This is a genomic window from Methylocystis sp. (genome assembly GCF_050246715.1).
In the GTDB taxonomy this organism is placed as follows: Bacteria; Pseudomonadota; Alphaproteobacteria; order Rhizobiales; family Beijerinckiaceae; genus Methylocystis.
Genome location: NZ_JBFWVN010000042.1, coordinates 1 through 19,787, shown reverse-complemented (window position 1 = coordinate 19,787; position 19,787 = coordinate 1). Strand labels below are relative to the sequence as shown.

Below are 19,787 nucleotides of genomic sequence, written 5' to 3'. Positions count from 1 at the left end.
TAGTAACTAGCTCTGCTCACTGCTCACCGCCCACTATCGCTCACTTCCCAATCATCAGATCGAGGTTCTGCACCGCCGCGCCGGCCGCGCCCTTGCCGAGATTGTCGAGCCGGGCGACGAGCAGAGCGTGACCGCGCGCTTCATTGGCGATGACGAAGACCTCCATGTCGTCGGTCCCGTTCAGCGCTAATGCGTCGAGCTTGCCGTTCTCCGGCGCTGCGTTGAACCGGACGTGTTTCGCGCCGGCGTAGTGACGCGCATAGGCGTCCGCGAAGTTTCGCGCTTTGGGCTTGCCGGGAAAGGCATCGAGCACAAGCGGAACCGAGACGAGCATCCCCTGGCGGAAATTGCCGACGGAGGGAACGAACAGCGGCCGCTCGGAAAGCTTTGAATAGGCCATGATTTCCGGCAGGTGTTTGTGCTCGAACCCAAGCGCGTAAAGCTCGAAGGCCGGCGCCTTGCCGCTCTCATAGGCTTCGATCATCTGCCGACCGCCGCCCGAATAGCCCGAGACGGCGTTGATCGTCAGCGGCTGGTCTGGTCGAATGAGTCTCGCGTCGACGAGCGGGCGAAGGAGCGCGATGGCCCCTGTCGCATAGCAGCCGACATTGGCGACGCGCCGGCTTGCGGCGATCGCCGCCGCCTGGCCTTGGCAGAGTTCCGGGAACCCGTAAACCCAGCCTTGCGCGACTCGGTGGGCGGTGGATGCGTCGAGGAGCCTCGGGCCGCCGCCGATGGCGTCGCAGAGCGCGACGGTTTCTTTTGCGGCGTCGTCCGGCAAACAGAGGATGGCGATGTCGACGGACGCGAGCATGTCGCGCTTGGCGGCAACGTCCTTTCGCTTCTCCTGCGGGAGCGCGAGGAGCGTGATGTCCGAGCGCCCGGCGAGCCGTTCGCGGATTTCGAGCCCGGTGGTGCCGGCGTCGCCGTCGATGAATACCTTCGTTGTCATGGCCCGCATCTAGCCGGTTTGAATGAAGAGAAAAAGATTGAAGGCGAGGCTCCGGCATGTTTTTGACGGGCGCCGCATTACAAAGTTGAGCCGATGATCGACAGCCCGTGCATAAAGATTTGCGAACTCGATCGGGACGACATCTGCGTCGGCTGCGGCCGCACGCGCGCCGAGATCGCCGGCTGGTCGTCGATGTCCGAAGCTCAACAGGCGACAGTGATTGAACGCGCGAAAAAGCGCCAAACGGAGAGAGATCGAGAGGAACGCGATCGATATCGGCTTCGACGCGCGAACTGAGCTTTGGCCTATGGCATGGCGCGACATTCCGATGACATCGGCGATCGGCGTCGCTCCAGTTTGCCCCGTCGAAAATTTTTAAGTGATTCCAATGGCTTGATCTCCATTGCCGGGCGCACGGTTGTCAAATGATGACGGAAGATAGATTGTAGTCGTTCGAAAAGCGCCTAGTTTCCTATGCTGAGGGCGAATTCAGTCGCGCCCGCTTCCAAGAGGAGGAGCGGTCATGGCGAAGCAGGTCGAAGAGAGAGACGGCGCGGTGCGCGCCTATGCGCTGCGATTTTTGGAGTCGCTCTATAACGCGTCGGTCTATACGGTGATCGGCTACAGCGCGCTCTTGGTCATGCTGGCGTTCATCGGTCTGGCGATCTTCATGAAAGTCATTAGCGTGCAAGAATATCATCCCTGGTAGCCGCATTCGTTGCCAAAGCGCCTGCTGATCATTGCGCATGCGCCTTCGCGCAACACCGAGCGGCTGAGGGATGCGGTCATCGCCGGCGCGCGGGGGCCCGAGATTGAAGGCGTCGAGGTCGAGGCGCTCAGCCCTTTTCTGACGACGCCCGAACATGTGCTCGCCGCGCAGGCGGTCATTCTCGGAACCACCGAAAATCTTGGCTATATGAGCGGCGCGCTGAAGGATTTCTTCGACCGCTGCTACTATCCCCTGCTGGAGGGCGCCCAGGGCCTGCCCTATGCGCTCTATATTCGCGCCGGCCATGATGGAACCGGCACGCGGCGCGGCGTCGAGACGATCGTGACCGGCCTGCGTTGGCGCGCGATCCATGAACCGCTGATCTGCCGTGGGGAATGGCGCGAGGACTTTGTCGATTCCTGCCACGAATTGGGGATGCTAGTTGCGGCTGGCCTCGGCCTAGGCGTCTTTTGAGCGAATCGAGCCGTCATCTATAGAAGCTGCGCGGGCGATCGAGCGGCGCGGAACGAAGGCTTGGTGTGGCGGGAGCGCATGCAGCGACGCGATGATTTTCTCGGCCATCCGCGCGGGCTCGCCTTTCTCTTTTCTTCCGAAATGTGGGAGCGCTTCTCCTATTACGGCATGCGGGCGCTGCTCGTCCTCTACATGGTCGAATATCTGTTGACACCGGAGCGGATGGACGTTGCGTTGGGCCTCGACGGCTTGAAGCAGGCGCTTGAAACTATCTCCGGTCCGCTCGGTCCGCAGCCTTTCGCGTCGCAAATCTATGGCCTCTACACGGGCCTCGTTTATCTCACCCCGATTCTCGGCGGCTTCGTCGCCGATCGCGCGCTCGGACGCACGCGCATGATCGTCATCGGCGCCGCGCTGATGGCCGTCGGCCATTTCATGATGGCCTTCGATCGGATGTTTCTGATTGCGCTCTTTCTCATCGCGCTCGGCTGTGGCTTCTTCAAGCCGAACATTTCGGTTCAGGTCGGCGAACTATACGCACCGAAGGACGCGCGTCGAGACCGCGCCTATTCGATCTTCTATGTCGGAATCAATATCGGCACCTTCTTCGCGCCGCTCGTCTGCGGAACCGTCGGCGAGACGATCGGCTGGCGTTATGGGTTCGCCTGCGCCGGCGTCGGCATGGTTATCGGCCTCGTGACTTACTTGATCGGTTTGCCGAATCTGCCGCGCGAGGCGCCGCCGTGCGAAAGGCGCGCGTCGACGGCGCCGACGCGCGCGCAGTTTCGCCGGTCCTTAGCCGTGCTGATGCTGCTCTTTACGCCTTCGGCGCTGTTCTGGGCCGCCTTCGAGCAGCAGGGCAATACGATCGCGCTTTGGGCGGCGCAATCCACTGACCGCGGCGTCGACTTCTTCGGATGGCGCGCCGATCTTCCGGTGACCTGGTTTCAGGCGTTCAATCCGCTGATGATTTTCCTCTTCACGCCGCCGCTCGTCGCGCTGTGGGCGCGGCTGGCGCGGTTCGGGCGCGAGCCTTCGACGATCCGCAAAATGACGCTTGGCTGTCTTGGCGTCGCCGCGAGTTATGGCGTCATGTCGCTTGCGGCCTGGACGAGCGACGGCGGCAAAGCGAGCTGGCTCTGGCTGCTCGCCTATTTCGCCGTCATTACCGTCTCGGAATTGCACTTCTCGCCGATCGCGCTGTCGCTTGTGTCGCATGTCGCGCCTGAAGGGTCGCGCTCGGCGCTGATGGGCGTCTGGTTTACCTCGATGTTTCTTGGCAATCTGCTTGCGGGATGGTGCGGCAGCCTGTGGTCGAGCCTATCAAACGCGAATTTCTTCTTGCTGATGGGCGCGCTTGGCGTCATCGGCGCGCTGATCGTCGAAGCCGCGCGGCGGCCGCTTGGCGACCTCATGTTTTCCCGCTAACGGTCTCCGCTTGCGGCCGCGAGCGCAACACCGCAGTGCGCGGACAATCGAGAACTTGCCTGACCATGCGCCCACCGAAAGCCTCAGCTCCCCAGCAGGTCGCGGCTGCCGTCATCGGCAATGCGCTCGAATGGTATGATTTCGTCGTCTACGGTTTTTTCGCTTCGGTATTGGCGCAGGCATTCTTTCCGAGCGGCAACGACGCGGCGGCGCTGCTGCTGGCGCTCGCGAGTTTCGGCGCCGGCTTCTGCACGCGGCCGCTCGGCGCGCTCTTCTTCGGATTTTACGCGGATCGCAAGGGCCGTAAGGCGGCCCTGCAACTCGTCATGTTCGCGATGACCGCCGCGGTGGCCGTCATCGCGCTCACGCCGACCTACGCGAAGATCGGCGTTTTTGCCCCTCTGCTTATCGTCACCGGCCGCTTGCTGCAGGGATTTGCGACTGGTGGAGAATACTCCAGCTCGACCTGCTTTCTCATTGAGATGGCGCCCCGTGGCCGGCGTGGTTTCTACGGCTCACTGCAAGTATTCGGGCAGGCGCTTTCGATCCTGCTCGCGACGCTGGCGGGCATCGTCGTGACGAGCCTTTTCTCGGTGGATGCGGTGAATGAGTGGGCGTGGCGACTGCCGTTTTTCGCGGGTCTGCTGATTGGCCCCGTCGGATTCTATATCCGACATCATCTCGACGAAACGCCGGCTTTCAAGGCCACGGCAAGGGCGTGCGGCGCGCAGGAGGCGTTTGTCGAACTGATCCGCCGGCGCGGCGAGAGGCTGCTCGTCTGTTTCGTCGCCACGATCGGCACGACCATCTCATTCTACGTGATCCTCGTCTATATGCCGACCTATGCAAAGACCGAGATGGGATTGACTCTTGAACAATCCTTCCTTGCCCAAGCGCCCGCGCTCCTGCTGCTGATGGCGCTGACGCCGTTGATGGGCGTTTTCTCCGACGTGGTCGGCCGGCGTCCGCTGCTGCTGGCGTCGAACGGTTTGCTTCTGCTGTGCGCTTATCCTCTCTACGTCTGGCTTCAGTCGGAACGGTCGGCTTTGGCGCTGGCGTTGGCGCAAATAGCCTTCTGCGTCATGATGTCGGGCATCTGCGGGGCGTTTTCGACGGCGCTCGCGGAGCAGTTTCCCACGCATATGCGTTCCGCGGGCCTTGCAATCCCCTACAATATCGCCGTGATGATCTTTGGCGGCTTCGCCCCGTTTATCGTCGCGTGGTTGATCGGCTTTTTCGACACGCCTGTCGCGCCCGCCTTCTATCTCATCTTCGGCGCCAGTGCGGGCGTCGTTGGCGTCGCGGCTCTGCACGAAAGACATAGGGAGTCGGATCTCGAATGACCGCCGCATTGAACCATGGCGTTCAACGATTGTTGATTGAGATTGGCGCCTGCGGCGGACCTACGACGGGAGACTTTCATGAAGAGAATTGCGGTTTTGATTGTTTCGATGGTTATGGCGCAGCAACTTTTGCTCGAGGACGCGGTCGCGCGATCCGCAAGATGCGTCGTCGTCGGCGCCGGATCGCCGCCCCATCAGGGGAAGTGCGATTTTTCGGCTGAGGATGGCGGCAGCTTTTCGATTACGCCAGTTGGCAAGCCCGCATTTGGCGGCGCGACGCTGATCAGCGTCGCCATCGTTTCGCCGGGCGTCGCTGAAGTGCGCGGACTGACCCGCGACGGGATCAATTCCCGTTGGGGAGAAGCGAAGCGTTCCAAATCCGATCCCGCTTGCTGGGTTGGCGACGACTTCAAGATTTGCGTCTACTGACCCCCCAAAAACAAAAGCGGCGCCGAAGCGCCGCTTTGAAATTTTGCCATGAAAGGGCGAAGCTTAGCGCTTCGAGAACTGGAAGCTGCGGCGGGCTTTGCGCTTGCCGTATTTCTTGCGCTCGACCACGCGGGAGTCGCGGGTGAGGAACCCTTCCTTTTTGAGCGCGGGACGCAGCTCCGGCTCGTAATTGGTCAGCGCCTTGGCGAGGCCGTGACGCACCGCGCCGGCCTGTCCCGAAAGTCCGCCGCCGGCGACCGAAACGACGAGGTCATATTGACCGGTGCGCTTGGCGACGACGAGCGGCTGCGCGAGGATCATCCGCAGCACCGGACGCGCGAAATAGGCCTCGATGTCGCGGCCGTTGACAGTGATCTTGCCGGGGCCGGGCTTCACCCACACGCGCGCGACGGCGTTCTTGCGCTTGCCGGTGGCGTAGGCGCGGCCCTGCTTGTCGAGCTTCTGGACATAGTGCGGCGCTTCCGGCGCCGGGGCGCCGGCCGACTGCAGATCGGAAAGCGAGGAAAGAGTGGTCTCGGCCATGATCAGGCGCTCCGGCTATTCTTGGCGTTCAGGGCGGCGACGTCGAGCGCCTGTGGGCTCTGCGCCTCATGCGGATGTTCGGCGCCCTTATAGACGCGCAGATTGCCGAGCTGCTTGCGGCCCAAGGGCCCGCGCGGCAGCATGCGCTGCACGGCCTTTTCGAGAACGCGCTCAGGGAAGCGCCCCTCAAGAAGAAACTTCGCCGAGCGCTCCTTGATGCCGCCGGGGAAGCCGGTGTGGTGATGATAGACCTTCTGGTCGCGCTTGCGGCCGGTCAGCACCACTTTGTCGGCGTTGATGACGATGATGTTGTCGCCATCGTCCATATGCGGCGTGAAACTCGCCTTGTGCTTGCCGCGCAGTCGCAGCGCGATGAGCGAGGCGAGGCGGCCGACGACGAGCCCGGAGGCGTCGATCAGCACCCATTTCTTTTCGATGTCGGCGGGTTTCGCCGAATAGGTTTTGCCGTACATGCGATGGAAATTCCGTTTGAACGGTGCGTTCGGATGGGGAGGGGATAGGGGATGGGAAGGGGCAGGTCAAGAGAAATCGCATATTACCAATGCCGGATTTCTCCCTGAAAACCTGGTGCCTTCATCGTGTGGTATTATAAAACCATATTATTCGCTGGCCTTCCGGAATCGCTTAACGTCGATCCCGAGCGTGGAGGGGCCAAATCCGCTCGGGAGGAGTTCGGAAATTTTCCAAGTATTTACTTTCGAGCCGTCGCCATTGGCGCAGATCACCCGCACGTCGTGGTCCGAGACCCAAGAGGCTTCATAGATCATCTGGCGGCACCGACCGCAAGGAGTCACGATGTCATGGCCGCGCGTGGGCTCGCCGGCCGGGTGACCGAGGACGGCGATCGCCACGACATCGAAATCCCCGGCGGTATTCGCCGCCGTCAGTGCGGCGACTTCGGCGCACATTGCCACGCCATAGGCGGCATTTTCGAGATTTGAGCCTTTATACGTTTTGCCTGATCGAGTTCTGACGGCGGCTCCAACCGAAAATTTTGAATAGGGGGCATAGGCGGTTTCGGCTGCCTCGGCGGCTTCCTCTAACAGGGCCCGATCTTGCGGGTCCAATTCATCTGACGTTTTCGATTTTGGCTGAGCCTGAGGCTGAGGCCGCATGGTCGGCATCCTTTTTCGCTAGGTCGATAAGACCTTGCACATTAAGCAGCAACATGACGCCGGCGACCACCGCCAGCCACCAGGCGACCTGATAAGCGAATTCGCGCATTTTGAGAATACGCTTGATTTTATGCAGTTCGACGGCGAGCGGATCGCTGCAGCCGGGTTTGACGAAGGCGAGAAAGCGCCAAAAAACCCCAACCACCGGCAAGCAGAACAATATTGAAACGATCGTGCAATAGGTTGCGTATTTGATCGCGTTCAACAGGCTCGCGTTCTCGATGTGCGACTGGATGATAATTCCGGCGACGGCCAAGATGATGCCGTCGTACTGCATGAGCGCCGCAGCTTTGCTGTCCAATATGCCCAAGAAGAAATAAAGCTTGTCGAGCAACTCCCTATTGGACAGACCGCCTGACCCGTCCTTGCAAAATTTGGCGACTTTCTGGTCGATGTCAGGCTCCGGCGTGAAGGCTTCCGCAATCAGCGACCACAACCAGCGCGTTGGTTCATGCACGCATACGTCGATGCATGTAACGAGAGATTGAAGCATTTCGGCGAAGACTTTCAGCAAAAGGTCCATGGTCGAATTCTCGGTCGTTTGAAATCGGCCAAAAAAGATACCGAAACGCACGAGATTAGCCAGGGAAAAGCCGATGTTTCTGACGTTAGAACAAGGCGCGCGGCTATCCCCGCATGACGCCCGTTGCTGCGCATCTCATTGCCGATGTCGGCGGGACCGAGGGCGCTTGCCCCTGATTCGATATTGCCATTCGTCGGCGTTAGGGCGCCAATGCAGTTCGCGCCGCGCGCCGATCGATATGGAAGGAGCCTTTTGGTTTCGCCAGTTAACCCGCGATGCAACCCAATCGCGCCAGTCGAGAATCGCTCATCCGAGCTTTGCAAACTTCGCCTGGAGCTTCGGCGAAGCTACTGATGCAGCGCTTCGCCATGCAGGGCGATGTCGAGGCCCTCGCGCTCGTCGTCGGAATTGACGCGCAGCGATGTGACCAATGAGACGATTTTGAGCGACGCCAAGGTGCCCACCACGCACCAGACGATGGTGACGCCGACGCCGATCGCCTGCACGAGCAGCTGATGCGGGTCGCCTTCCAGCAGACCGGCGACGCCGGGATCGCCCTCCGACGCGGTGATCGCGCGCGTCGCGAAGACGCCGGCGAGCAGCGTGCCCATGACGCCGCCGACGCCATGCACGCCGAAAACGTCGAGCGTGTCGTCGTAACGCAGCCGGTATTTCACCACGGTGCAGAACCAGTAGCAGACGCCGCCGGCGATCAACCCGATGACGACGCCTTGCCAGGGCAGGATATAGCCCGAGGCCGGCGTGATCGTGCCGAGTCCGGCGACGGCGCCCGACACGACGCCGAGCACCGAAGGCTTGCCGCGCTGGAGCCATTCCAGCCCGCTCCACACGAGAGCGCCGGCGCAGGCGGCGAGATGTGTCGCGACGATCGCGAAGACCGCGCGCGAATTGGCGGCAAGCGCCGAGCCGCCGTTAAAGCCGAACCAGCCGACCCACAGCAGTCCCGTGCCGATCACGGCGAGCGAGACATCGAAGGGCGACAGGTTTTCCCGCCCAAAACCGACCCGGTTGCCGAGCATGAGCGCACAGACGAGTCCGGCGACGCCCGCATTGATGTGCACGACCGTTCCACCGGCGAAATCGAGAAGGCCCATCTTCTGCAGGAAGCCGCCGCCCCAGACCCAATGCGCGGACGGCGCATAGACGATGAACAGCCACAGCGCGCAAAACAGCATGAAGGCGGAAAACCTCATGCGTTCGGCGACCGAGCCGCCGACCAGCGCGCAGGTGATGACCGCGAAGGTCATCTGATAGATCATAAACAGGATTTCGGGAATCGTCTTCGCCAGGGGGCTCACCGTATCGAGCCCGATTCCCGCGAGCAGCGCCCGCGAAGCGTCGCCGATGTAAGCGCCGTCGCCGCTGAAGGCGAGACTGTAGCCGACGCCGATCCAAAGCAGCGAGACGAGGGCGGTGGCGATGAGGCTCTGCGCCATGGTGGCGAGCACATTCTTCTTGCGCACCATGCCGCTGTAAAACAGCGCAAGGCCCGGCAGCGTCATCATCAGCACGAGCGCGGTCGCCACGATCATGAAGGCGGTGTCGGCGGCGTCGATCTTGCCTGCACTGTCTTGTGCGAAGGCGGGTTGCGCGACAACGAAGGCCGTCAGCGCGGCAGCCACCCGCGACATCATGCGGCGCAATCCGTCGCCCCCATGCTGGATGTGGAAATTCTTACTCGGGCCGCGCGCGAACGAGCTGTGCATCGATTGATCCTGATTGAAGATGGAAAGCGCTTACAGCGCCTCGGAGTCGGTTTCGCCGGTGCGGATGCGCATCGCGCGCTCCAGCGGCAAGACGAAGATTTTGCCGTCGCCGATATGGCCGGTGTAGGCGGCGCGCCTGATCGCTTCGATGGCGCGAGCGACGAGGGCGTCGGGAAGCGCGACTTCGATTTTAAGCTTAGGGAGGAAGGAAACGACATATTCCGCGCCGCGGTAGATTTCGGCATGGCCCTTCTGTCGGCCATAGCCTTTCGCTTCCGTCGCGGTCATGCCGTGCACGCCGATTTCCGTCAGCGCCTCGCGCACCTCGTCGAGCTTGAAGGGTTTGATAACGGCCGTGATGATCTTCATTTGCGCAGACATGCCCTCAACTTTGGCGAAGTGAGCGTCAACTCAGCAAACAGCGTGCCATTATGCGCATAAAATAATCGTTTTGCTTGTCGTTGGGTGGCGTGAGCCTGATCAGAGCTGAGGCGATATCTGTCCAATTATTATGCAATATGCGTAAATAGTAATCCTAAGTGAGATAGGCCGCGGCTGCCCTTAGGTTGTGGCGCTTGATAGCGGCCATGTTTACGGGTTTTGTGATGGCGCCCATAGGACGGGGGTTGATCGACCTTGCGCGGATCAACCTGGCGTAGAGGAAGCGGCGGATAGGAATGAAGCTTGAAGATTGGTCGCCAGAGGCGATCGCCATCGATTTCGTCACAAAGGAAGACTGGCCCGAGCGCCGCGCAAAGCTTCCCGAACCGACAGCCCGTCTTGCGAACCTTGCTGGATTTGAGGCTAAAGCCGGCTCCATATTCTTTGCGCCGGACGTCGGCGGCGCGCCGCGGGTCTTATTCGGGGCCGAGGGCAAGCAACCGAAAGCGCGCGATCCGTTTTTCGCCGGAAAACTCGCGGCGGCGTTGCCTAGAGGCCTTTATCGCCTTGGCGAAGGCGTCGACGCGCCAGAGCAGGCGGCGCTCGCCTTTCTTCTGTCGACCTATGCCTTCTCGCGCTACAAGGTCCGCAGGAATGAAGCGCCGCGTCTTTGCGCGCCACAGGGGGTCGACCGGGCGCGTATAAAGCGCATTGCGGCCGCCGTCGCCCTGGGGCGCGATCTCGTTAATGCGCCGACCAATGACATGGGGCCGGAGGCGCTCGCCGAAGCCGCGCTCGCCCTTGGCGCGAAGCACGGCGCCAAGAGTCGCGTCATTGTCGGTGACGCGCTGCTTGCGGAAAACTTCCCCTTGATTCACGCCGTCGGACGTGCGGCGGCTCAGGCGCCAAGACTCGTCGAATTGGAGCATGGACCTGAAGACGGTCTGCGCGTCACGCTCGTCGGCAAAGGCGTCTGTTATGACACCGGCGGGCTCGACATCAAGCCATCGAGCGCGATGGCGCTGATGAAGAAGGATATGGGCGGCGCGGCGACGGCTCTGTCGCTCGCGGCGATGCTGCTCGACGCACCGACGCCGATTCGACTGCGCGTGCTGCTGCCGATCGTGGAAAATTCGATTTCGGCATCGGCGTTTCGAACCAGCGACGTCTACCGCAGCCGCAAGGGGCTGAGCGTCGAAATCGGCAACACCGATGCGGAGGGGAGATTAATTCTCGCCGACGCGCTGGCCTATGCAAGCGAAACGCCGCCCGATCTGCTGTTCGATTTCGCCACGCTGACCGGAGCCGCGCGGGTCGCCCTCGGGCCCGAAATTCCGCCGTTTTATACTGGCGATGACGGGCTCGCGGGCGAAATCGCGGCGAAGGCCGCGGCCGTGAACGATCCGGTATGGCGAATGCCGTTGTGGGACAGGTACGACGGAGGGCTCGACGGCAAAATATCTGATCTCGTCAATGTGACGAGCGGTCCCTTCGCCGGTTCGATCACCGCCGCGCTGTTTCTGAGGCGTTTCATCGCCGACCCTGCGCGCTGGGCGCATTTCGACGTCTATTGCTGGAACCCGTCGACCAAGCCCGGCCGACCGGAAGGCGGCGAGGTGCAGGCGGCGCGCCTCCTCTATGAATTGATCGAGGCGCGCGTCGAACAATGGAAAACGAAATCGTGAGCGACAATTTCGACCGGCGGCTGACGCCCGCGCGTCCCGAAATCGCCGCGGCCTATCTCAAGGGCCGAGTAACCGCCGACCGCTACGTTGAGGGGGTGGCGATGGAGGTGCGGGATTGCGTCGTCGACCTTCGGCGCGAACCGCGTCCTGACGCCGCCGTCGACACCCAGGCGCTCCATGGCGAGCGCGTCACCGTCTATGACGAAGAGGAAGGTTGGGCCTGGGCGCAGCTTGCGCGCGATAATTACGTCGGCTGGATCGCGGCGAATACTTTGTGGCGCGAATTGAGCGCGCCGACGCATCGAGTCTGCGTGCCGCGGACGTTCATCTATCCGGGCCCGAACATCAAATTGCCGCCGCTCAACGCGCTGCCGCTCGGCGCCGAAGTCGCGATCGCCGAAGAGCGCGACGGATTTGGCGTAACGCCGGAACTCGGATTCATCTATCGCAAACATCTCGTTCCACGCGACGCCCGGGCGCCCGACTTCGTCGCGGTGGCCGAGACGTTCATCGGCGCGCCCTATCTCTGGGGCGGCAAATCCTGGCTCGGCGTTGATTGCTCGGGGCTCGTGCAAGTGTCGCTGCTGATGGCGGGGATCAAGTCGCCGCGCGACACGGACATGCAGGAGGCCGCGCTTGGCGCGCCGCTTGCGCCGGACGCGCCGCTGATGCGCGGCGACATCGTCTTCTGGAAGGGCCATGTCGGCGTCATGCGCGACGCCGCGACGCTGCTTCACGCCAACGCCACCCATATGCAGGTCACCAGCGAACCGCTGGACATCGTGCGCGCGCGCAATGAGGCGGCGGGCGCCGGGCCGGTGACGAGCGTGAAGCGCTTGCCGAAGGAAGGCGCCAAAGCAAGATGACGAAGAAGCTCTATCTGGACGATCTTCGCGTCGGGCAGCGGCTGCGATCAAAGAGCGTCACGGTCAGCGCGCAAGACATCATCAGCTTCGCGCGCGAAAGCGATCCGCAGTATTTTCATGTCGACGAAGAAGCCGCCAAGGACAGTATGTTTGGCGGCCTTGTCGCGAGCGGCTGGCAGACCGGCGCGCTGAGCATCAAGCTCCTCATCGAGTCCGCTGATCCGCCCTTGGCCGGCCCGGTCATCGGCGTCGAGGCGGACATTGCGTGGAAGCTGCCGGTGCGGCCTGGCGACTCCTTGCGCGTCGAGGCCGAGGTCACACGAATCGTCTTTCCGCGCCGCCATGTCGATCGCGGCTTTGTTTCGATGAATATAATGACCTACAATCAGCGTGACGAAGTCGTTCTCACGCAGAGCGTCAAAATCCTGGCTTTCCGCGATCCGAGCCGCGCCGCTTCAAGCGCAAAACGAGAAACGCCAGTTGCAGGGTCATTTCCCGTTGGCTGAATCGCCCGAAATCGGCGCCGCCTCATTGCGGAAGGCCGCCGCGAAGAGCGCGCGGGTGTAATCGCTCTTGGGTTCGGCAAACACCTGCGTCGCTGGTCCTTCCTCGACCACCTTGCCGTAGCGCATGACGATGAGATGGGCGGCGAGCGCTTTCACGACGCGCAGATCATGGCTGATGAACAGATAGGCGAGCGAGCGGCGGCGCTGGAGGTCGCGCAAGAGGTCGATGATCTGCGCCTGCACCGACATGTCGAGCGCCGAGGTCGGCTCGTCGAGCACCACGAATTTGGGTTCGAGCACCATGGCGCGGGCGATGGCGATGCGCTGCCGCTGGCCGCCGGAAAATTCATGCGGATAGCGGTCCATCGTCGATGGATCGAGCCCGGTTTCCTGCAAAGCGCGCGCGACGATTTCGCGGCGCTGGTCGAGGGTGAGGTCGGGCCGCTGGACAGTGAGCCCCTCGGCGACGATTTCCGCCACCGACATGCGCGGCGAGAGCGAGCCATATGGGTCCTGAAACACGATCTGCATGTCGCGCCGGAGCGCGCGCATATCGTTGACGCTCTTGCCGTCGATGCGCTGTCCCAAGAAAACGACCGGCCCATCCGAGCGGATGAGCCGCAGCATGGCGAGCGCCAGCGTCGTCTTGCCGGAGCCTGATTCGCCGACAACGCCAACCGTGGCGCCTTCGCGCACCTCGACGGTGACGCCGTCGACCGCCTTCACATATCCCACCGTCTTACGCATGAAGCCGCGCTTGATCGGAAACCAGACGCGCAGTTCGTCGGCCGAGGCGACGACGCGCGCTTCACTGTTTTCGACGATTGGCGCGCCCTTGGGCTCCGCCGTGAGCAGCGCCTTGGTGTAGGGATGCTGAGGCGATGAGAAGACCGTTTCGACATCGCCCTGCTCGACGATGTGGCCTTTCTGCATGACGCAGACCGTATCGGCGAACCGGCGCACGAGCTGGAGGTCATGGGTGATGAACAGCATCGCCATGCCGTAGGTTTCTTGCAGGCGCTCCAGCAGCGCCAGAATCTGCGCCTGCACGGTGACGTCGAGCGCCGTCGTCGGCTCGTCGGCGATGAGGAGATCGGGCTTGTTGGCGAGCGCCATGGCGATCATGACGCGCTGGCGCTGGCCGCCGGAGAGTTGATGCGGATAGGCGTTGAGGCGGGCCCGAGGGTCGGGGATGCCGACTTCGCCGAGAAGCTCGACAACCCGTCCGCGCACGGCGTCTTCGCCACGCATGCCATGCAGTTCGAGAATCTCCGCGATCTGCCGCTCGATCGTCTGCAACGGATTGAGCGACGTCATCGGCTCCTGAAACACCATGGTGATGCGCGCGCCGCGCACCGCACGCAGCCGATGGTCGTCGATCCCGAGCAAGTCTTCGCCATCGAACAGCGCCTTTCCCGACGCCATTGCGCCGGGAGGAAGGAGGCGCACGATGGAGAGCGCGCTGATCGACTTGCCGGAGCCGGACTCGCCGACGAGCGCGAGAGTCTTGCCGCGCTCGAGCGAGAAGGAGACGCGATCGACCGCCTTGGTCTCGCGCCCGCCTTGCCGAAAGGAGACCGAGAGATCGCGAACGTCGAGGAGGGGGGAGGGAATTGCTTCTACGATTTTCATCGGCGCTACGCCCCTCCAGACCAGTCGGCGAGAATCCGATCGACTCCCTCCTGATCAGGGTAGACGATCGACATGCCTGCCGGCGTCCTGATGCGTCTGTCGCCAGTCAGAAAATAGGCGCATCCTGTCTGAACCGCCGTCACGATGTGTATCGCGTCGAGCAAACGATGCGGCGCGGCCTGACGAAGATCAGCGGTATCCATAAGCACGTCTCGTGTGACAGGGCGCAAATCAATCAGCTGACTGCTGACCAGCAGGTTAAGGTAAAGCGGTCGCCTGACCGGAAGCGGGAAAGCGTCTTCGCGTAAAGCTGGAGCACGCAATTCCGCGAGCGTAAGTTCGCTTGTCACGGCAAAGCGCGGGCTGTCGCGCAATGCCGCCAGCAAATCCTGCACGGGCTTTGCCTGTTCGGCTGAAAATTCGAAGCCCTTGATGAAAGCGTTCGTGTCGATATAAACGAGCGGAGCAGACAAGTTATAGTGAGCCCCGCTCTTCCCGGATCGCGTCGATATGCGCGATTACTTCATCCATTGAAGCATAAACGTCACGACGCATCGCGAACATTTCTTCAAGGGACATTATCCGTTCCGGTTGCTCTTCAGTTTCCACGGTGATCGTCACTTCCGCGTTCGGATCGATGCCGACGCGAAGTTCCTCGGGTAGTTTTGCCGCCGGATAGTGCAGCTTGACGATCTTGTTCATCGCTTCGTCTCCGTTAGCGTCCCTCGCGGACGATGACGAGGCTGGCCAGAAGCTTTTAACACGTCCTCACCGGAAATTCTTCCTCGGATCGAAGGCGTCGCGGACCGCTTCGCCGACAAAGACCAGGAGCGACAGCATCAGCGCGATGATGGCGAAGCCGGTCAGTCCGAGCCAAGGCGCCTGCAGATTGGATTTTCCCTGCAGCAACAGTTCGCCAAGCGAGGGCGAGCCCGGCGGCAGGCCAAATCCTAGAAAATCCAGCGCCGTCAGCGTCGTGATCGACGAATTGAGAATGAAGGGCAGAAAGGTCAGCGTCGCCACGGTGGCGTTGGGCAGGAGATGCCTCACGATGATCCGGAAATTGCTGAGCCCGAGCGCCCGCGCCGCGTTGACATATTCGAAATTGCGGGCGCGCAGGAATTCGGCGCGAACGACATGCACCAGCGAGACCCATGAAAAGAGCAGTAGAATGCCGAGCAGCACGAAAAAGCCCGGCGTCAGGAAGGATGAAATGATGATCAGCAGATAGAGTTGCGGCAGCGACGACCAGACTTCGATGAAGCGCTGAAACACGAGATCGACGCGTCCCCCGAAATAGCCCTGAATCGCGCCGGCGGCGACGCCGACGATCGAGGAGATGGTCGCCAGGATCAGGCCGAACAGCACCGAGATTCGAAATCCGTACAGCAGGCGGGCGACGACGTCGCGGCCCTGATCGTCGGTGCCGAGCCAATTATATTCGAGCGCCGCGCAGCCGCGATTTGGCTGGCCCGGCCGCAGACCCTTGGCCGCCGCGACCTCGCATTGCTTTTGCGTCAGCATCCAGGTCGGCGGCGAGGGCGCCGGCGTCGGCAGCTCCAGATTATGCGTGTCATAGGAGAAGCGGATCGGCGGCCAGAGCATCCAGCCATGCGCCTTGATCTCGTCGGCGATGACGGGATCGCGGTAATCGGTGCGGGCAAGAAAGCCGCCGAATTTTTCTTCCGGATAGGAGACGAAGGCCGGAAACAGCAACTCGCCCTTGTACCATGCCAGAATTGGGCGGTCGTTCGCCAGGAAATTCGAGCCAAGCGACATGACGAAGAGCGTCATGAAAATCCAGAAAGACCAATAGCCGCGCTTGTTCGCCTTGAAACTTTCGAGGCGGCGCCGGTCGAGCGGCGTGAGCCGCAGCCACCCTTCGCGATGGATGGGCGGGGCCAGATGAGAATTTGCTTCGATCGCTGCGTTCGCCATCACACCTCGCGCGTTTCGAAATCGATGCGCGGATCGATCCAGGTGTAGGTGAGATCGGAAATGAGATTCACCACGAGTCCGAGCAGCGCGAATATATATAGATTGGCGAAAACAACGGGATAGTCGCGGTTGACGATGCTCTCGAAGGAGAGATAGCCAAGTCCGTCAAGCGAGAAGATCGTTTCGATCAGCACCGAGCCGGTAAGGAAGGCATGAACGAAAGCGCCGGGGAAGCCGGCGATGACGATCAGCATGGCGTTGCGAAACACATGGCCGTAGAGCACGCGCCGCTCGGTCAGGCCCTTCATGCGCGCCGTCTGGACATATTGCTTGCGGATTTCGTCGAGGAACGAATTCTTCGTCAGAAAGGTCTGCGTGGCGAAGGCGCCGAGCGTCATCGCGGTGACCGGCAGGACGATATGCCACAGATAATCCTTCACTTTGCCGATCAGCGACAGTTGCCAGAAATCGTCCGAGGTGAGGCCGCGCAGCGGGAATATCTGCCAGAACGAGCCGCCCGCGAAGAGCACGATCAGCAGCATCGCGAACAGAAAACTTGGAATCGCATAGCCGATGATGACGGCGTTCGACGTCCACATGTCGAATTTCGTGCCGTCGCGCACCGCCTTGGCGATGCCGAGCGGAATCGATATCGAATAAGAGAGAAGCGTCATCCACAGACCAAGCGAAATCGAGACGGGAAGCTTTTCGCCAATGAGCTTGATAACGCTTTCGTCGCGAAAATAGCTGCGACCGAAATCGAACATCGCGTAATTCTTCACCATCAACAAGAACCGCTCCCAGGCCGGCTTGTCGAAGCCGAACTGCTTTTCGAGTTCCGCGATGAATTTCGGATCGAGCCCCTGAGCGCCGCGATATTTCGCGGCGGATTCCGCCGCCATCGTGCCGGTCTGGCTCGCGCCGCCCTGTCCGACGTCGCCGCCGCCGCCGGAAAAGCGACCCGTGGCGCCGACATCGAAGCCTTGCAGCTGCGCGATGATGCGTTCGACCGGACCGCCCGGCGCGAACTGCACGATCGCGAAAGAGATGAGCATGATGCCGAGGATCGTGGGGATCATCAGCAGCACGCGGCGGGCGATATAGGCTCCCATGCGTCTAGCGTCCCGTAAAGTTGATCTTGCGCGCTTTCTCTTCGTCCCACCACCAGGTCCACAACACGCCGGTGTCGAACTTCGGCGCGCGCTCGGGCTGTCCAAACAAATCCCAATAGGCGAAACGATGCACGGGATTGTACCAATGCGGAATCCAGTAGCGCTGGGCGCGTAGCGCCCGATCGAGCGCCCGGCAGCAGATGATGAGCTCTTCGCGGGTTTGCGCCTGGAGCGCCTTCTCGACCAGCGCGTCGATCGCCGGATTGGAGACGCCCGCGAGATTGCGCGAACCTGGAACATTGGCGGTCTTCGAGCTGAAATAGGCGCGAAGCTCCTCGCCAGGATTCCAGGCCATCATCAGCACGTCGTGCACGATATCGAAGTCAAAATCCTCAAGGCGCTGTTTATATTGCGCGGCGTCGACGATGCGGATATGCGCATTGACGCCGAGAAGCTTCAAATTCTTGATGAAAGGCTGCGTGTGGCGCTCGAAGACGTTGGAATTGTCGAGAAATTCGAATTCGAGCGGCGTCCCGTCAGGCAAGCGCAAGACGCCGTCCTGACGCGTGCAGCCGGCAGCGACAAAAAGATCATTGGCCTTTTTGAGCAGAACGCGGTCCTGTCCGGTGCCGTCGGAGACGGGCGCGACGAAAGGTTCGCCGAAAACTTCCGCGGGAAGATCGGCGCGATAGGGTTCGAGCAGCGCCTTTTCCTGTTCGCTTGGCAGGCCCTTGGCTTCAAGATCGGAATTTTCGAAATAGGATGAGATGCGCTTATAGGCGTCATACATCAGATTGCGGCTGGTCCATTCATAGTCGAAGGCGTAGCCGATCGCTTCGCGCACGCGCGGGTCGCTGAATTTCTTGCGACGCGTATTGAAGAACCATCCCTGAATCTGCGGAATGTTGTTGTTGGGCGTCGTCGTTCGCTTGACGCGTCCTTCCTTGAAGGCGGGAAAGTCATAGCCGGTCGCCCAGACGCGGGCGATGTTTTCCTCGCGCTCGGTGAAGGCGCCGGCCTTGAACGCCTCGAAGGCCACTTGGCTGTCGCCGAAATATTCAAAGCGGATAACGTCGAAATTGCCTTGGCCGAGCGCGATCGGCAGATTTTTCGCCCAATAGTCGGGATTGCGATCATAGGCGATGTAGCGTCCTTGCTCGAAGCCGCCGACCTTATAGGGCCCCGAGCCGAGCGGCGGCTCCAGCGTCGTCGCTTCAAAGTCCCGGTCTTTATAATAGGCGCGAGAGAAGATCGGCTGACCGACGACGCTTACCGGCAGATCGCGGGTGCGTTCGGGAGCGAAGCGCACGACAAGAATGTCGTCCGCCTCGGCTTCTGCGCTGACGAGATCGCGCAGCATCTGGCTGATGACGGGATGGCCCTTGCTCTTGAGGATATTGAGCGAAAAGGCCGCGTCATGCGCCGTCAGCGGCGAGCCGTCGTGAAAGCGCGCCTCTTTACGCAAGAGGAACGCGTAGGTGAGCTTGTCGGGCGAGATGCGCACCTTCTTGGCGACGAGACCGTAATAGGCGTCGCGTTCATCGAGGCTCTGGTTCATCAGGCTGTCGAAGACGAGCGACATTCCGGTCGCCGGATTGCCGCGCAGAATATAGGCGTTGAAACTGTCGTAAGTCGGGCTTGCCGGCGACAGCGCCAAGGTTCCGCCCTTGGGGGCTTTCGGATTGACATAGCCGAAATGCTTGAAGTCGGCGGGCTCGCCGAGGTCGCCAAAGGTCGAGAGGCCGTGGCTCTCGATTTCGCCCTTCGCGAGAGGGCCAAAACGGTTGTCGGCGGGGGCTGGCGTTGCTGTCTTTGCCAGAGCGCCCGGAGCGGCCAGGGCGGCGGCGCCGGCGCCGATGAAAGAACGGCGAGACAGACGAATGCGCGTTAGATCGACGATCTTGGAATGAGCCAAAAGTGACCTCAGGTGGAGAGGGCGCGGCCGGCCGCCGTCAGCGAGCCGCATTATGTCGGTTTTTGGCGGCTTCGCTAGCGGCGCTTTTTGAGCCTTCAGGTTGCGTTGGCGATTTCTAGCAAAATGCGCGACAAGCGCGCCAGAGGACTTGAAAAATGGGCAGTGTCTAAGTTTAAATTTTGTCTTGCGACCTGTAGTAGCCGCTCCGGTGAGCGGAGGAGGAAACGCTTGATTTGATTAAGCTTGGACGTTCCGGGCAAGTCCTTGTCGGAAACCGCAGATTGGCGCATATTCGCGTTTGGGCCTAGAGGGTGTTATGCACCTTGCATGATGTTTGCGGCGCGTTTGAGCATGAGGCAGACGAAGGCGACTACGTGGAATCCTGCCAAGGTCTCGGCATAACGCTCATAGTCTTTTACTAGCCTTCG

22 protein-coding genes and 1 pseudogene are annotated in these 19,787 nt (G+C 61.4%); 9 read left to right on the top strand and 14 right to left on the bottom strand.

The window, feature by feature from the left end; genetic code table 11:
- Positions 1-40: 40 nt before the first annotated feature.
- Positions 41-952 (bottom strand): N-acetyl-gamma-glutamyl-phosphate reductase, encoded by a 912-nt coding sequence (gene argC, locus AB7I51_RS13125; RefSeq protein ID WP_428404649.1) that lies wholly within the window; start codon positions 950-952, stop codon positions 41-43.
- 93 nt (positions 953-1,045) lie between these two features.
- Between argC and AB7I51_RS13120 the strand changes: the two genes are divergently transcribed.
- From AB7I51_RS13120 to AB7I51_RS13095, 6 genes are all read left to right on the top strand, one after another.
- Positions 1,046-1,249 (top strand): DUF1289 domain-containing protein, encoded by a 204-nt coding sequence (locus tag AB7I51_RS13120; protein WP_428404648.1) that lies wholly within the window; start codon positions 1,046-1,048, stop codon positions 1,247-1,249.
- A gap of 226 nt (positions 1,250-1,475) precedes the next feature.
- Complete coding sequence (locus AB7I51_RS13115; protein ID WP_428404647.1) at positions 1,476-1,661, top strand: hypothetical protein; 186 nt, start codon at positions 1,476-1,478, stop codon at positions 1,659-1,661.
- Between the two features lie 9 nt (positions 1,662-1,670).
- Positions 1,671-2,135: a flavodoxin family protein gene (locus AB7I51_RS13110; protein ID WP_428404646.1), complete on the top strand. Its 465-nt coding sequence runs from the start codon at positions 1,671-1,673 to the stop codon at positions 2,133-2,135.
- A gap of 78 nt (positions 2,136-2,213) precedes the next feature.
- Complete coding sequence (locus tag AB7I51_RS13105) at positions 2,214-3,563, top strand: peptide MFS transporter (RefSeq protein ID WP_428404645.1); 1,350 nt, start codon at positions 2,214-2,216, stop codon at positions 3,561-3,563.
- A gap of 65 nt (positions 3,564-3,628) precedes the next feature.
- Positions 3,629-4,906, top strand: a complete 1,278-nt coding sequence (locus AB7I51_RS13100) for an MFS transporter (protein WP_428404644.1) — start codon at positions 3,629-3,631, stop codon at positions 4,904-4,906.
- A gap of 78 nt (positions 4,907-4,984) precedes the next feature.
- Positions 4,985-5,335: a hypothetical protein gene (locus AB7I51_RS13095; protein WP_428404643.1), complete on the top strand. Its 351-nt coding sequence runs from the start codon at positions 4,985-4,987 to the stop codon at positions 5,333-5,335.
- Positions 5,336-5,398: 63 nt separating this feature from the next.
- Here AB7I51_RS13095 and rpsI read toward each other — a convergent pair whose 3' ends face one another.
- The 6 genes from rpsI to AB7I51_RS13065 all read right to left on the bottom strand — a co-directional run bounded on the left by rpsI (position 5,399) and on the right by AB7I51_RS13065 (position 9,693).
- The gene (gene rpsI, locus AB7I51_RS13090; protein ID WP_428404642.1) at positions 5,399-5,878 is read right to left on the bottom strand and encodes a 30S ribosomal protein S9; all 480 of its coding nucleotides are present in this window, start codon (positions 5,876-5,878) and stop codon (positions 5,399-5,401) included.
- Positions 5,879-5,880: 2 nt separating this feature from the next.
- On the bottom strand, positions 5,881-6,351 hold the full coding sequence (gene rplM, locus AB7I51_RS13085) for a 50S ribosomal protein L13 (RefSeq protein WP_428404641.1): 471 nt from the start codon (positions 6,349-6,351) through the stop codon (positions 5,881-5,883).
- A gap of 147 nt (positions 6,352-6,498) precedes the next feature.
- Entirely contained in the window at positions 6,499-7,014 is a 516-nt protein-coding gene (cdd, locus tag AB7I51_RS13080) for a cytidine deaminase (RefSeq protein WP_428404640.1), read from the bottom strand.
- The gene (locus tag AB7I51_RS13075; protein ID WP_428404639.1) at positions 6,968-7,597 is read right to left on the bottom strand and encodes a hypothetical protein; all 630 of its coding nucleotides are present in this window, start codon (positions 7,595-7,597) and stop codon (positions 6,968-6,970) included. Before AB7I51_RS13075 ends, cdd begins: the two co-directional genes overlap by 47 nt.
- 347 nt (positions 7,598-7,944) lie before the next feature.
- Positions 7,945-9,252, bottom strand: a complete 1,308-nt coding sequence (locus AB7I51_RS13070; RefSeq protein ID WP_428404665.1) for an ammonium transporter — start codon at positions 9,250-9,252, stop codon at positions 7,945-7,947.
- Between the two features lie 102 nt (positions 9,253-9,354).
- Positions 9,355-9,693 (bottom strand): P-II family nitrogen regulator, encoded by a 339-nt coding sequence (locus AB7I51_RS13065; RefSeq protein ID WP_428404638.1) that lies wholly within the window; start codon positions 9,691-9,693, stop codon positions 9,355-9,357.
- A 308-nt stretch (positions 9,694-10,001) separates the two neighbouring features.
- Here AB7I51_RS13065 and AB7I51_RS13060 point away from each other — a divergent pair, with 308 nt between their 5' ends.
- The 3 genes from AB7I51_RS13060 to AB7I51_RS13050 are packed head-to-tail and all read left to right on the top strand — an operon-like array spanning position 10,002 to position 12,762.
- On the top strand, positions 10,002-11,390 hold the full coding sequence (locus AB7I51_RS13060) for a leucyl aminopeptidase family protein (protein WP_428404637.1): 1,389 nt from the start codon (positions 10,002-10,004) through the stop codon (positions 11,388-11,390).
- On the top strand, positions 11,387-12,256 hold the full coding sequence (locus tag AB7I51_RS13055) for a C40 family peptidase (protein ID WP_428404664.1): 870 nt from the start codon (positions 11,387-11,389) through the stop codon (positions 12,254-12,256). The genes AB7I51_RS13060 and AB7I51_RS13055 overlap by 4 nt, the downstream gene beginning before the upstream one ends.
- Positions 12,253-12,762 carry a MaoC/PaaZ C-terminal domain-containing protein gene (locus AB7I51_RS13050; protein ID WP_428404636.1) on the top strand — a complete coding sequence of 170 codons (510 nt, stop codon included), beginning with the start codon at positions 12,253-12,255 and terminating at the stop codon, positions 12,760-12,762. Before AB7I51_RS13055 ends, AB7I51_RS13050 begins: the two co-directional genes overlap by 4 nt.
- Here the strand turns inward: AB7I51_RS13050 and AB7I51_RS13045 are convergent.
- The 7 genes and pseudogenes from AB7I51_RS13045 to AB7I51_RS13015 form a co-directional block, all read right to left on the bottom strand.
- Positions 12,745-14,394 (bottom strand): ABC transporter ATP-binding protein, encoded by a 1,650-nt coding sequence (locus tag AB7I51_RS13045; protein WP_428404635.1) that lies wholly within the window; start codon positions 14,392-14,394, stop codon positions 12,745-12,747. The two genes, AB7I51_RS13050 and AB7I51_RS13045, sit on opposite strands and share 18 nt — an antisense overlap.
- A 5-nt stretch (positions 14,395-14,399) precedes the next feature.
- The gene (locus AB7I51_RS13040; RefSeq protein WP_428404634.1) at positions 14,400-14,867 is read right to left on the bottom strand and encodes a type II toxin-antitoxin system VapC family toxin; all 468 of its coding nucleotides are present in this window, start codon (positions 14,865-14,867) and stop codon (positions 14,400-14,402) included.
- Between the two features lies 1 nt (position 14,868).
- Positions 14,869-15,096 carry a hypothetical protein gene (locus tag AB7I51_RS13035; RefSeq protein ID WP_409980963.1) on the bottom strand — a complete coding sequence of 76 codons (228 nt, stop codon included), beginning with the start codon at positions 15,094-15,096 and terminating at the stop codon, positions 14,869-14,871.
- 66 nt (positions 15,097-15,162) lie between these two features.
- The gene (locus AB7I51_RS13030) at positions 15,163-16,332 is read right to left on the bottom strand and encodes an ABC transporter permease (protein WP_428404633.1); all 1,170 of its coding nucleotides are present in this window, start codon (positions 16,330-16,332) and stop codon (positions 15,163-15,165) included.
- The gene (locus tag AB7I51_RS13025; RefSeq protein ID WP_428404632.1) at positions 16,332-17,444 is read right to left on the bottom strand and encodes a microcin C ABC transporter permease YejB; all 1,113 of its coding nucleotides are present in this window, start codon (positions 17,442-17,444) and stop codon (positions 16,332-16,334) included. Before AB7I51_RS13025 ends, AB7I51_RS13030 begins: the two co-directional genes overlap by 1 nt.
- Before the next feature lie 4 nt (positions 17,445-17,448).
- Complete coding sequence (locus tag AB7I51_RS13020) at positions 17,449-19,359, bottom strand: extracellular solute-binding protein (RefSeq protein ID WP_428404631.1); 1,911 nt, start codon at positions 19,357-19,359, stop codon at positions 17,449-17,451.
- A 314-nt stretch (positions 19,360-19,673) separates the two neighbouring features.
- Positions 19,674-19,787, bottom strand: a pseudogene (locus AB7I51_RS13015) (IS5/IS1182 family transposase); the annotation flags it as partial.